This window comes from Sorangiineae bacterium MSr11367 (assembly GCA_037157805.1).
GTDB lineage: Bacteria > Myxococcota_A > Polyangia > Polyangiales > Polyangiaceae > Pendulispora > Pendulispora rubella.
Genome location: CP089983.1, coordinates 8,357,441 through 8,371,365 on the forward strand (window position 1 = coordinate 8,357,441; position 13,925 = coordinate 8,371,365).

Consider the following 13,925-nt stretch of genomic DNA (forward strand, 5'->3'; position numbering starts at 1 on the left):
TCAGCGGGGACGAAGACGCAAAAGGCCGATGCGCCCCGCGTCGGCCGAAGGGCGCCCGGTGCGCAGGGGCACGTACTCGCCGCGCGACCAGAGGGCATTGAGATCTCGATAATGCGATGACAGCGGATGGCCCGACTGCCCGGTGCTGAGCACGAACACCGATTTCTCGAGGTCGGCCAGATCGTAGACGGCACGGAATCCGGGCCCCACCCCGCTGCAGAACGGCTGCTCGGGAGCATCCACGGCGTAGCCGCCGACGTTCACCGTTTCATTGTCCCCCACCCCGGGCACGTCGACGTTGAACCAGCGGCCGAGCAGCGGCACCTGCCCGAGCACCATGTGGGCGGAGTGCGAAGGATGCGCGGCTCCCCACGTCCAATCCTCGTAGTGCGTGCCGAATTCTTTCTTCAGATAAGCCATAGTATTGCGATACGCCGTTTCGACGGCCTCCTGGCACGACTCCGGCGAAGGGGTGCGAACGTCGTCGCACCATCGATTCTGACCATCGACGTTGGAAAGCACGTGGTCGAGAAAATCGATGCGCTCGGCCCAGACCATCGGGAACAGATCGCCCACCTCGTCCTCGTACATCACGCGGTCGAGCTCTCGAACCCAGGCGGCAAAGACCAAGGGCTCCAGCGACGTGCCGACCATGTCGCCGTTCCAGCCGCGCAAACGCTGGAAAATGGCCTTCTCGTCCCCGTCGCGCGCGGCCGCGCCCCCGAGAGCGATCAGGTGTGGAAGCAAGACCGCCGCCGAACCGCTGTGAAGATCGAGCTGAATCTTCTCGAAGCTCCCCGTCGCGTGCTTCGCCGTCGCGTCCAGCAAGGTGGAAATGCGTTCCGATCGATACGGGCGCACCCAATCCGACGAAATCGAATGAGGATATCCCAGTGGCGTGATCTTTTGATTGGCCGTGACGATTTTTCCCGATTCGGGATTTCGAACTTGGGGCAAGTCTTCCCAAGGAATGAAGCCGGTCCAATCGTAGCGGTCCACCCAGCCAGGCACGGGAATGCGCCCCTGGACGTCGTCCTCCACGCCGCGAAGTGGAACGCGGCCGGCGGCGATGAACCCGATGGCACCGTCGCCATCGGCGTAGACGATGTTCTGTTGGGGCGAATGGAAGCTCTTCGTGGCCGCGAGAAATTCGTCGGCGTTCTTGGCGTGGGCCGCCCGAAGGGGAAATTCGAGGCTGCGGTCGTCGTGCTCCAGGACGACGGAGCGAAGCGCCATGAGGTAGCCCGGCGGCATGTCGGGTACGGTCCGGGTCATTCCCTTGAGTTCCGAGACGATGGGCCCGTGGCGGGTGGAGCGGACGCGCAGGGTTTCGTCCGGTGCATCTTTGATGCGAATCACCTCGTCGCGGACCTGGAAGGGCGCGCGCCCGGAGGGGGTCAGGTACGATGCGGGATCGTCGGGCGCCGGCTTCTCCACGAAGAAGTCCTGGGTGTCCGAGATGGTGTTGGTGAAGGCCCACGCCACGTGATCATTTCGCCCGAGGACGACCCCGGGAACGCCGGGAAACGTGCCGCCGATCACATTCAGACCGGGCGCGCTCAGATGGGCGAAATACCAAACGGCGGGTGCGGTGAGCTGCAGGTGCGGGTCGTTGGCCAGCAGCGGTTTGCCTGTCTCGGTTCGTCGACCGTCGACGACCCAATTGTTCGATCCCACGGAGCCGGCCGCTCTACGAGGCATTTTGGCCAGAACCTCGCGCGCCTCCGTGTCGATCTGGCCGTACAGCGCGCGCGAATCGGGCAAGGGCGGCAGCGTCTCGTCGGGGTACGGAGCAAACAGCTCGGAGATCTGTTTCGGCGACAGCTTCGCGCGCAACGCGAGGCGTTGCATCTCTTGATCGAGATTGCCCGCGAGGGTGGTGGCCATCACGCGGAGCCAGACCAGCGAATCGATGGCCGTCCACGGGCTTGGCTCGGTGCGCAGGACCGCGAACTCCGGGGGCAGCGGCCTCTTTTCATCGAGGAGAGCATTTACCCCCGCGACGTAGGCGTCCAACATCGCACGCGCGTCGGGGTCGAGCACGCGCAGGTTTTCCTCGGCCACGTGCCGCAGCCCCATGGTCCGAACGGCGCGATCTTGCTCGAGCGCCGCCGCCCCGAGGATCTCGGACAATGTTCCCGAACCGAGGCGGCGACCGAGCTCCATTTGCCAGAGTCGGTCCTGCGCATGCACGTAGCCGAGTCCGAAATAGGCGTCGCGCTCCGTGGCCGCGTAGATGTGCGGAACGGCGCTCGCATCGCGCACGATCTCGATGGGCGCCGACATGCCCGCGAGGGTCACCTCTCCGTCCACCTGCGGAAGCGATCGCGCCGCGTACCAGGTGCCGCCCGAGGCGGAGAGAACACCGACGGCGGCGATCCCGGCGATCGCCTTTAGCCACCACTTCACGGGCGACCTCGCGACACGATCTTCCGCAGTCGCCCGGCCAGCGCGGCCACCTGGGGCTCCTGGACCATGCCCAGGTGGTCGCCGGGCATGATCTCGATGTCGATTCCGCCGCCTGCGACCTCGCGCCACCCGAGGGAGGAGTCGCCGTCATCCACCTCCGCGTGCGGCACACGGACGAGGGAGAGAGGCCCTTCATACGGCTGCATCACGTAGCCGTCCTGGATGGCCAGGTGGGCCGATGCGACGCGGACGAGCCTCCGCACGTACGACTCCGCCACGGCGGCGGGCATGGCCCCCGACGAGACGACGCGCTCGACGACGAGGGCGATGCGTTCGTCGGGCGAGAGCCCCACCAGTTCCTCGACCGGGAACGGCAAATCGTGCTCGAAGACGAAGAGGACGTCCGTGGGATCGTTCTGCGGCGGACCGCTCCCGTGCGCCGCGGCGAACGACGGGGTCGTCGCATCGAGAAGGCATACGGCGCCGACCTCGTCGCCCGCGCGGCGAAGCTGCTGCGCCATCTCGAAGGCCACCAGCCCACCGAAGGACCAGCCCGCGAGATGGTACGGCCCTTTGGGCGCCACCGTGCGAATGGCCTCGACGTAACGGCGCGCGAGCGCTTCGAGGCTCTCCGCCGGCGCTTCGTCGGAGTCGACCGCGGGCGCGTGGAGGCCGTAGACCGGCTGATCGTCGCCGAGGTGCTCGGCCAGGGCACGGTAGACCAGCGCCGAGCCCCCCAGCGGATGCACGCAGAAGAGCGGGGGCTTCGAGCCATGGGTGCGGAACGGAAGTAGAGGTGATGCCCCCGTCGCACGAGCCCCCGAATCCGCGGCGGCTGTGAGCTTCGCGATGGTCGGATACTCGAAGAGGAGCTTCAATGTGAGCGGGACGCCCGCCTGATGGGCGCGCGACACCGCCTGAATGGCCAGGATGGAGTCACCACCCCGCTCGAAAAAATCGTCGTGGATGCCCACGCGCTGTGCGCGCAGAACCCGTTGCCATGTCTCGGCGAGAAGATGCTCGGTGGCCGTGCGCGGAGCTTCGTAGGGTGCCTGCTGGTAGGCGTGTGCGGTGTCCGGTGCGGGCAACGCCTTTCGGTCCACCTTGCCGTTGGAGGTCAGGGGCAACGCGGGAAGCTCGACGAAAACCGACGGGACCATGTACGCGGGCAACTTGGTGTGCAGGTGCTCGCGAAGGTGGGCGACGGAAAGCTCGGCGCCGTCTTCGCCGACGATGTAGGCCACGAGCCGCTTGTCGTGCGATGCGGTGACGACCACGTCGCGAACCGCCTCGTGCTGCTCCAGCACCGTCTCGATCTCGCCGAGCTCGATGCGGTAGCCGCGCACTTTCACCTGATGGTCCACCCGCCCGAGGAACTCGAGCTCCCCGGTCGGCCGCCAGCGCGCCACGTCGCCGGTTCGGTACAGACGCGTGGGGCCGTTCTCCGTGAAAGGATCGGGGAGGAAGGTCTCCGCCGTCCGCGTGGCGTCGTTCAGATAGCCGCGCCCGACGCCGACACCGCCCACGTACAATTCGCCGCTCACGCCCACCGGCGCGGGCTGGTGGTTGGCATCGAGCACGTACAACCGCGTATTCTGGATGGGGCGCCCAATCGGCGTATGAACGACCTCCACGCCGAAGGGCTCGTCGATCGGATGGTGCGTCACGTCGTCCGAGCACTCCGTGGGGCCATAGGCGTTCATCAGAGGGATGTCCGGATAGAGTGCCAGCCATTTGCGGCATAGTTCGGGCGACAGCGCTTCGCCCGTCACCAAGAGCCAGCGCAAGCTCCGAAGCTTCGGCGCGTCGCCGCGCGCCTCCATATCGTCCAAGGTCGCACGCAAGAGCGAGGGGACGATCTCCAGGATGGTGATCCCGTGGGCTGCGACCTCCTCGAACAGACGGCGCGGATCCTGCGCGATCTCGTTGGAGAAGACGTGCACGCGGCCGCCCACCACCAGCGCCGCCAAGTATTGCCACACGGAGATGTCGAAGCACTGCGATGCGGTCTGGGCAATGACGTCGCCGGGGGTGAGCCGCAGGTCGGCCACCTTGGCGTCCAAGTGATTCAGCATCCCGCGATGCTCGACCATGGCGCCCTTGGGCACCCCGGTCGACCCCGATGTGTAGATGACGTAGGCCATGTGCTGGGCGCTGGTCGGGCGCACCGCGGGAATGGGCAAGGTCATCTCCAGGGCGTCCTCGATGGCCACGACCTGCACGCGCGTCGACAGCGGGCCACGCGACAGGGCTTCGGCGATCCGCGGTGCCCTCGCGCGGGGTGCGACCACCCAGCGTGCGCCGCTGCGTTCCAGGATTTCCGCCTGACGCTCCCAAGGGTGCTCGGGATCGAGCGGAAGGTATGCACCGCCCGCTTTCCACGCCGCGAGCATGCCAATGAGGAACTCCACGCCGCGATCCATCGACAGCGCCACGACGCCCTCCGCCAGCGACGCGCGCGCGGCGAGTGCATGCGCGAGCTCGTCGGCCCGTTCACCGAGTTGCCGGTACGTGAGCTGCTGCTCTCCGCAGACCACCGCCGTCGCGTCGGGTGCCCGGGCGACCTGCGCGTCGAACAACCCGGGGAAACTCGCCTCCGGGCGCTCGTCCGCGTGCGTCGCGTTCCATTCTTCCACGACCCGCCGGCGCTCCGCTTCCGACAGCAGCGAAAGCTCGCCGACACGCCGTCCGGGTCCACCCGCGATCCCTTCGAGCAAGGTCGCCCAATGACGGGCCAAGCCTTCGGCCGCACTGCGTTCGAAGCGGGTCGCATCGTAGACGAGCCGGAGTCCGAGCTCGTGGCCGGGCGACACGAACGCGGTGATTCCGTAGTTCGTTTGCTCCACGCCCTGCACGTCGCGGATGCTCAGCGCGCTCGCCGGGGCCACGGCTGCGTCGATGGGGTAATTTTCGAAGACGATCACGGTATCGAACAACGACTGCCCGCGTGCCTCGCTCACGGCCTGCACGTCGACCAGGCGCGTGTATTCGTATTGCCGCATCTCGAGGAGCTGCGCCTGCACGTCCTCCAGCCAGGGTAAAAGCTGGCTTTCGGCGTCGACGAAGAGCCGCAGGGGCAGCGTATTGATGAACAGGCCGACCATCGATTCGACCCCCGCGAGCTCGGCGGGCCTTCCCGAGGTGAGCACGCCGAACACCACGTCGCGCTCCCCGCTGTAGCGGCTCAGAAGGATGGCCCACGCCCCCTGCACCAGCGTGTTCAAGGTCAGTCGATGCTTTTTGGCCAAGGCCTCCAGCGCGCGCATCGCGGGCGCGGGCAGTTGCGCGTGGACTTCGTGCACGTCGTCGCGGGACTCGACACGGCGAGGCTCGGGAAGGCGCAGGGACGTCGGCTCGGAGAAGCCCCGAAGCCGCTCGGACCAAAACGCCCGCGCCTTGCCCTGGTCCTGACGGCCCAGCCACGCAATGTAGTCACGATACGGGTGGCTCGCCCGTCGTGCGATCTCTTGGCCGGCGCGAAACCCTTGGTAGAGGGTGAACACGTCACCGAAAAGCAGCGGCAGGCTCCAACCGTCCATGAGCACGTGGTGGGAGCTGATCACGAACTCGTGCGCGGTATCGGTCTGCCTCACCAGGAGAAGGCTCATGAGCGGCGCGCGGGTCAGGTCGAAGCCGCGCGCGCGCTCGTTCGCGAGGTACGACAGAATCCATGTGCGTTGCTGCGACTCCGAAAGGGCACGGAGATCCTCGTGCACGAAAGGAACGTCGACGCGGCGGCGAACGATCTGCACCGGCTCCTCGAGCCCCTCCCAATGAAGCGACACGCGCAAGGCCGGATGCCACTCGACGGCTCGGCGCCACGCCCGCTCGAACATCGCGACGTCCAGGTCGCCGTCCAGCACGCACCGAACTTGCTCGAGGTAGACGCCGGAGTGCGGATCGCGCAGCGTATGAAAGAGCATGCCCTGCTGCATCGGCGACAGGCGGTAGACGTCCTCCACGTCGCGGCCATCGCCCACGAGACGGTCGAGCGCCGCCTGATCGAGCGCGGCCAGGGGGAAGTCCGACGGCGTGTAGCCACCGGCATCCGGCAAGAGGCAATGCGCGATGAGCGCGCGGAGGCGTGCCAGGAAGGCCGCCGCCACCGCCTCGATCGTGCTGCGATCGTGGACGCCCGTGCCGTAGACCCAATCGAGGCGCAAGCGCCCATCCGTGACCATGCCGACGACGTCGACGAGGTAGGCGCGGCGACCTTTCGGGTCCATTTCCGGGCCGCGACCCTCGGATGCGACGCGGAAGGCCGACGAGTCCTCGAGCGAGCCATCCATCTGGCCGAGGTAGTTGAAGCTCACCTCCGCGGCCGGCAATGCCTCGAGCGAGGCGCCCACGCCGCGCAAGTAGCGCAGCATGCCGTATCCGATGCCGCGGTTCGGGATCCGCCGCAGCTGCTCCTTCATCGACTTGAGGGCCTCGCCCGGCGCGCCGTGCCGGGACGTCTCCAGCACGACGGGAAAGAGCGAGGTGAACCAGCCGACGGTGCGCGATGGGTCGATGCGCTCGTTCGCATCGTCGAACAGCTCCTCACGGCCGTGGCCTTCGAGGTCCACGAGCACGACGTCGCCACCGGTCCACGCGCCGAGTGCCTCGGACAAGGCCGTAAGCAGCACGTCGTTGATCTGCGTGCGGTAAACCTGAGGGACGCGCTTCAAGAGCGCCTCGGTCTCATCGGCGCGCAACGCCACGTGCACCGTGCCCGCGGCCGCGTGGGTATTGTCCCCGCCGAGATCCCGCGGAAGCGGGCGCACCCGACTCCATGGCCGGCCGGTCCAATAGGGAAGCTCCGTGTCGAGCGCAGACGATTCGGCATGCGCACGAAGGTGCTCGGACCAACGCTTGAACGAGGTGGTCTTCGGCGGGAGACAAACGTCCTCCCCGGCGGCGATTTGGGTGACGGCGCGATGGAGGTCTTCCAGCACGATCCGCCACGAGACACCGTCGATCACCAGGTGATGCGCCACCAGCAGGAGCCGCCCGGGACGCTCCGCCCCAAGCTCGAACCATGCGGCGCGAAAGACCGGACCTCGGCCCAAGTCGAGGCTCGCCTGCAGTCGGGCGGCGTGCGCTTCGAGGGTGCGGCTCATCGCCGCATCGGGGACCTCCGAGAGATCGATCCGCTCGAACGCGGCGGAGCCCGCGGCTTCGTGGCCCTGGGACACACCATGTGCATCCTGCACGTAACGAAGGCGCAGAGCGTCGTGGTGCCGCACGATGGCATCGAGCGCGCGCTGGGCAACACCCGCGTCGAGCGCGACCTCGAACATCAGCGACTGATTGTAGTGATGCGGCGACGGCAACCCCGGCACATACCGCTCGAAGAACCACCGCTGAATGGCGGTGAGCGGCACATCACCAGTGATCTCGCCTTGCTCGGCGGAGGCCGTGGGTCCCGGCTGAGCGACCATCGCGAGCTCCGCGATGGTCGGATGCTGGAACAAAAGCTTCGGCGATAGCCGCAATCCCAACGGGTTGGCGCGCGCGACGACCTGAATCGACAGGATCGAGTCGCCGCCGATTTCGAAGAAGTTCTCGTGCACCCCCACGCGCGGCAAACGCAGCACGTCGCTCCAGATGGCCGCGAGGTTGGCCTCGATGGCCGTTCGAGGTGCCTCGTAGGTCGTGCCGCTCTCCATGTGCGCGGCGTCGGGGGCGGGCAGCGCCTTTCGGTCCACCTTTCCGTTGGTGCTGAGGGGCAGCGCCTCGAGCTGCACGAATGCCGCCGGGATCATGTATTCGGGCAATTTTGCCCGGAGGCGTTCCCGCAACGATGCGGCGGAGAGCGACGGCGCGGCGACCACGTAGGCCACGAGCCGCGCATCGCGCGCGATCACCACCGATGCGCGCACCTCGGGGTGCTCGGCGAGTGCCGATTCGATTTCGCCGAGCTCGATGCGATACCCGTGGATCTTCACCTGATGGTCCGCGCGGCCGAGGTACTCGAGCTCCTCCGAGGGCAGCCAGCGGACGCGGTCGCCCGTGCGGTACAAGCGTTGGCCGGGCGTCGTGCCGAAGGGATCGGGGATGAACTTCTCCGCCGTACGCGCCGGCTGGTTTGCGTAGCCCCGCGCGAGGCCGGCACCACCGATGCACAGCTCACCGATGGCGCCCCGTGGCACGAGCTCCCCACCGGCATCCACGACGTACAGGCGCGTGTTGGCGATAGGCTTGCCGATCGGCACCGCCCCGGACGGCATCGGGCCGGGTGGTACCTCGTACACGCAACACCCCACCGTAGTCTCAGTGGGTCCGTATTCGTTCACGAGACGTGTGTCGGGGGCGTGCTCGCGGAAGAAGGCGATCTGCTCGCTCGAAAGGGCCTCGCCACCGATGACGAACAAGCGGGTTCGACTGGCGATTTCGTTCGGCGCGAGCTGCCCGGCGAGGATCTCGAGGTGCGCCGGCGTGAGCTTCACCAAGCTGAAGTCCGCACCGCCGCGCAGCGACCGCCCGAGCTCCTCGACGTCTTGCTCATCGGGCAGGAGGTGGACCGCACGCCCTGCCACGAGCGGGACGAAGAGGCTGCTGATGGTCAAGTCGAAGCCGAGCGGCGATTGCACGGGCGCACCGCGCCCCTCGGCGGGCCGGTATGTGCGTACGGCCCAATCGAGGTAGTTCGCCAACGCGTCGTGCGAGATCATGACGCCCTTGGGGGCCCCGGTGGAGCCGGAGGTGTAGATCACGTACGCCAAGTGCCCCGGCCCGACGCCGCTGACCGGATCGTCCTCGCGCGCATCGGCGCCCGCGTCGAGGGGTGCATCGAGCAGGACGATGCCCGCGCGGGATGCGGGCAAACGGTCGACGAGGCGCGATTGCGTGAGCACCACCGGCGCCCCCACCTCTTCGAGGATGGGCGCCATCCGCCCCACCGGGTGCCTCGGGTCGAGCGGCACGTAGGCGCCACCCGCTTTGGAGATGCCCAGGAGGCCGACGAGCATCTCGAGCGACCGCTCGACGCAGATGCACACCGCAACGCCGGGCCCCACGCCCCGCGCGCGCAGGTGATGGGCCAGCCGGTTGGCACGCCGGTTCAATGCGCCGAACGTGATTTGCTGATCGCCGAAATGGGCGGCCACCGCGTCGGGGGTGCGCTCCGCGTGCCCCTCGACGAGCTGGTGCACGCAGACATCGCGAGGAAAGGCCACCTCCGTAGTGTTCCAGGCCACCGCGACCTTCTGCCGTTCCGCGTCGGTCAAGAGCGGGAGTGCATCGATGCGCGCCTCGGGAGCGGCCACGATGCCACGCAGCAGCACACCGAAGTTCGCCATCATGCGCGCGATGGTCGCGTCGTCGAAGAGGTCGCGGTTGTACTCCAGGCCACCGCGCAGCTCGCCGTCTTCCTCGGTGAGCGAGAGGGTGAGATCGAACTTGGCGATGTCCGCCTCGACGTCGAGGGATTCGAGCTGGACGCCCGGCAGCGAGAACCCTCGCCCACCGACGCTCGAGTGCGCGTTCTGCAGGACGAACATGGCTTGAAAGAGCGGCGTTCGGCCGAGATCGCGCGGGACGTCCAAGGCCTCCACGACTTTTTCGAACGGCGTGTCCTGGTGCGCGTACGCTTCCAACGCACGCTCCCGAACGGCGCGGAGCAGGTCCGCGAAGCGCGGCTGGCCGGAAAGGTCACCGCGAAGAACCAGGGTGTTGACGAAAAAGCCGATGAGGGGCTCGACCTCTCGCCGATTCCGATTCGCCACCGGCGTGCCCACGCTGATGTCGGTCTGGCCGCTGTAGCGTGAAAGGAGCACTTGGAATGCCGCCAGGAGCGTCATGAAGAGGGTCACGCCCCGCTCGCGGCTCAGACGAAGGAGCGCCTCGGTCAACGGCGCCGGCAGAAGGACGGGTTGGGTGCGGCCGCGGAAGGTCTGGACCGAGGGCCGGGGGCGATCCGTTGGCAATTCCAACGTGGATGCATTCGCAAGCTGCGCGCTCCAGTAGTCGAGATGCTTTTGCATCACGGAGCCCGATAGCCACTGGCGCTGCCACGCGGCAAAGTCGGCATATTGAAGCGCGAGGTCCGGCAAAGGCGATGGAGCCCCCTGGAGAAAGGCGCCGTAAAGGGCGGCAATTTCCTGGACGAGCACCCCGGTCGACCAACCATCGGACACGATGTGGTGCATCGTGAGGAGCAAGACATGCTCCTCGGGGGCGAGGCGTAGCAGGGTCGTGCGAAGCAGCGGGCCCTTGGCCAGATCGAACGGGCGCATCGCTTCGTCGTGCACGCGACGTCGCACCTCCGCCTCGGCATCGGGCAGGCCAGTGAGGTCCGCGATGGGCAGATCCCACGCGGGCGGCGGGGGGTGGACGACCTGCGTGGCCGTTCCACCGTTGGAGGCGAAGGTCGTGCGAAGTGCTTCGTGCCTTCGGACCACCTCGCCGAAGACGCGGCCGAGGATCGCCGCGTCGAGTCCTCCGCGCAGGCGGAAGGCCGCGGGCACGTTGTACGAGGAGCCGCCGGGCTCCAATTGGTCCAGGAACCAGAGTCGCTGTTGCGCGAAGGACAGCGGGAGCTCCGCCTTCCGCGGCATGGGAAGCAGCGGGAGCTCGGCCGGGCTATCCCCGGCGCGCCGTGCGAACTCGACGCGCTCGGCGAGGGCCGCGACAGTGGGGGCCTCGAAAATGTCGCGGAGCGGAAGGTCCACGCCACACAGTGCGCGAAGCCGCGCCATGACGCGGGTGGCGGTCAGCGAGTGGCCGCCCAGCTCGAAAAAGTCGTCGTGCACGCCGGCCCGCTCGAGCCCGAGCACCTCGGCGACGATCCCCGCCACCAGGGCCTCCACGTCGGTGCGCGGCGCCTCGTAGGCAGCCCCCGCCGTGCGGTCCGGGGCAGGGAGGGCTTTACGATCGACCTTGCCGTTCGCGTTGAGCGGCCACGCATCGAGCTGCACGAATGCAGCAGGGACCATGTAGCCGGGCAATTTCGCACGCAGGTATTCTTGCAGCGCCGCCGATGACAGCTCGCCTATCACATAGGCCACCAGGCGTTTCTCTCCTCCGTCCTCGCGCGCCAGCACCACGCTCGATTGCACTGCGCCGTGACTTTCCAACGCGGACTCGATCTCCCTCAGCTCGATGCGGAATCCTCGGATCTTCACCTGGTGGTCCACGCGTCCGATGAAGTCCAGCCGGCCGTCCTCCAGGTGCCGCGCCAGGTCCCCTACCCGGTACAGCCGTCCTTCTCCGTACGGGTTCGCGATGAATCGATCCGCCGTCAGCTCCGGCCGCCCCACATAACCGCGCGCGAGGCCGTCGCCCGCGGCGTACACCTCCCCCACGGCCCCCGCGGGCACGGGCTCCAGGTTCGCGTCCAGCAAGTACACCTTCGTGTTGTCGATCGGTCGCCCGATTGGAACCGTCGCACCCAGAACCTCCTCATCGACGGGCCAGCAGCACGTGAACGTCGTGTTCTCGGTCGGCCCGTACCCGTTGATGATCTGGCAATCCGGCAAGGCCTCTCGGGCACGTCGCACGTGCGTGACCGAAAGGGCGTCGCCACCCGCCAACAACGCGCGCACACCCCGCAGCCGCTCAACACCGTCGTCCACCATTTGATGAAACAGCGGCGCCGTCAGCCACATCACCGTCACGCCGTGACGGTTCACCACCGCCCCCAGCTCCTCCAGCGACAGCGCTCCCGGCGGTGCCATCGCCACACGCGCGCCTTGCAGCAGCCCGCTCCACACCTCGAACGTCGAGGCATCGAACGACACCGGCGCGTACTGCAGAAGCACGTCCCCGGGCGCGATCCGAACGTAATTGCGCGCCGTCGCCAAGCGAACCACCGCGCGGTGCGGAATCGTCACCCCCTTCGGACGCCCCGTCGAACCGGACGTGAACATCACGTACGCCGCATTCTCCGCCCCCACCGCCATCGGCAGGTTCGTCTCCGGCTGCCCCGTCAGGTCGATATGGGCGTCCACCATCGCACCCAGCGGCGCTTCCTCCCGCATCAACCGAATCCGCTCCGCCGGGTACTCCGGATCCAGCGGCACGTACGCGCCTCCCGCCTTCAGAATCCCCAGCAGCCCCACCAGCATCGCCGGCGAGCGCTCCAGCGACAGCCCCACCAACGTCTCCGGACCAACCCCCTGCGCGCGAAGGTGGTGCGCCAGGCGATTCGCCCGCCGATTCAACTCCCCAAACGTGATCTGCTCCTCCTCGAACACCACGGCCACAGCGTCCGGCGTCCGCGCGGCTTGCGCCTCGAACAGCCCATGCACCGTCGCATGTCGCGCGTACTCCGTCGTCGTCGCGTTCCACGTCTCGAGCACCCGCCGCCGCTCGGCGTCCCGCATCGCGGGCAGATCTCCGATGCGCCGATCCGGCGCGGCGGCGATGCCCTCGAGCAAGGTGCTCCAATGTTGCAGAACGCGCTCGATGGCGCGGCGGTCGAAGCGCTGCCCATCGTACGAAAGCTTCAACCCGAGCTCGTTCGACCCCGGCGCGACGACGGCCGTCACGCCATAATTCGTGCGCTCGAGCCCCTCCACCTCACGGACACGCAACGCGCCCTCCGCGCCGGTTGCCGCATCGATGGGGTAGTTCTCGAACACCACCAGAGTGTCGAACAAAGCCTGCCCGCGCACCTCGCTCGCGGCCTGCACCTCGATGAGCGGCGTATGCTCGTACTGCCGCATCTCCGCTTGCAGAGCCTGCAGCTCCTCCAGCCACGGCAGGAGCGCGTCATCGGCTTCGACGCGAACGCGCACCGGCAGCGTGTTGATGAACAACCCCACCATGGATTCGACACCGTCGAGATCCGCGGGCCGTCCTGCCACCGTCGCGCCGAACAGGACGTCGTTGGTGCCACCGTAGCGGCTTAGAAGAATGGCCCACGCGCCCTGCACGAGCGTGTTCAAGGTCACCCGGCGTTGACGCGCCACCGTGTGGAGCGCCCGCGCCGTCTCCGCCGGCAGCCGCACCTCGACCTCGTACGGGCTCCCTTCCCCCGCGGGCGGACTCGGAAGGCGCAATGACGTCGGCTCGGAAAAACCGCGCAGCCGTTCGGCCCAGAATGCGCGAGCTTCACGCGGATCCTGCTGCTCGAGCCACGCGATGTAGTCGCGGTACGGCCGCCCCGCCGGGCGCGACGAGCCCTGGTAGCCCTCGAAGACGTCCCCGAAGAGCAGCGGCAGACTCCATCCATCCAGGAGCGCGTGGTGCGAGCTCACGACGAGCTCGTACGCGTCGTCGGCCGTCCGCGCCAAGAGCACGCGCATCAGCGGCGCCTCGGTCAGCTCGAAGCCCCGCGCGCGATCGCGCTCGAGGTACGCGCGCACCCAGCCGCGGCGCTCGGATTCGGGGAGCGCGCGAAGGTCCTCGTGCGTGAACGGCAGCGCGGCGTGCGCGTGCACGACCTGCACGGGATCCTCGAGATTTCCCCAATGGAACGAGGTACGCAATACGGGGTTGCGCTCGACCGCGCGCTGCCACGCCCGTTCGAATGCGACGGCGTCGAGGGTTCCCTCGAGCGTGCATCGCAGCTGCTCGAAGTACGCCCCGGA

2 protein-coding genes (1 of these 2 cut by a window edge) are annotated in these 13,925 nt (G+C 67.8%); both read right to left on the reverse strand.

Translation table 11 applies throughout. The features are described 5' to 3' along the window. On the reverse strand, positions 1-2,409 hold the full coding sequence (locus LVJ94_32460) for a penicillin acylase family protein (protein ID WXB01621.1): 2,409 nt from the start codon (positions 2,407-2,409) through the stop codon (positions 1-3). Continuing rightward, positions 2,406-13,925, reverse strand: partial view of a non-ribosomal peptide synthase/polyketide synthase gene (locus LVJ94_32465; protein ID WXB01622.1) — the 3' portion only. Its footprint extends 4,824 nt past the window's final position; only the last 11,520 of its 16,344 coding nucleotides appear in the window; the start codon falls outside the window, past its right edge — the gene reads right to left on this strand; its stop codon occupies positions 2,406-2,408. The genes LVJ94_32460 and LVJ94_32465 overlap by 4 nt, the downstream gene beginning before the upstream one ends.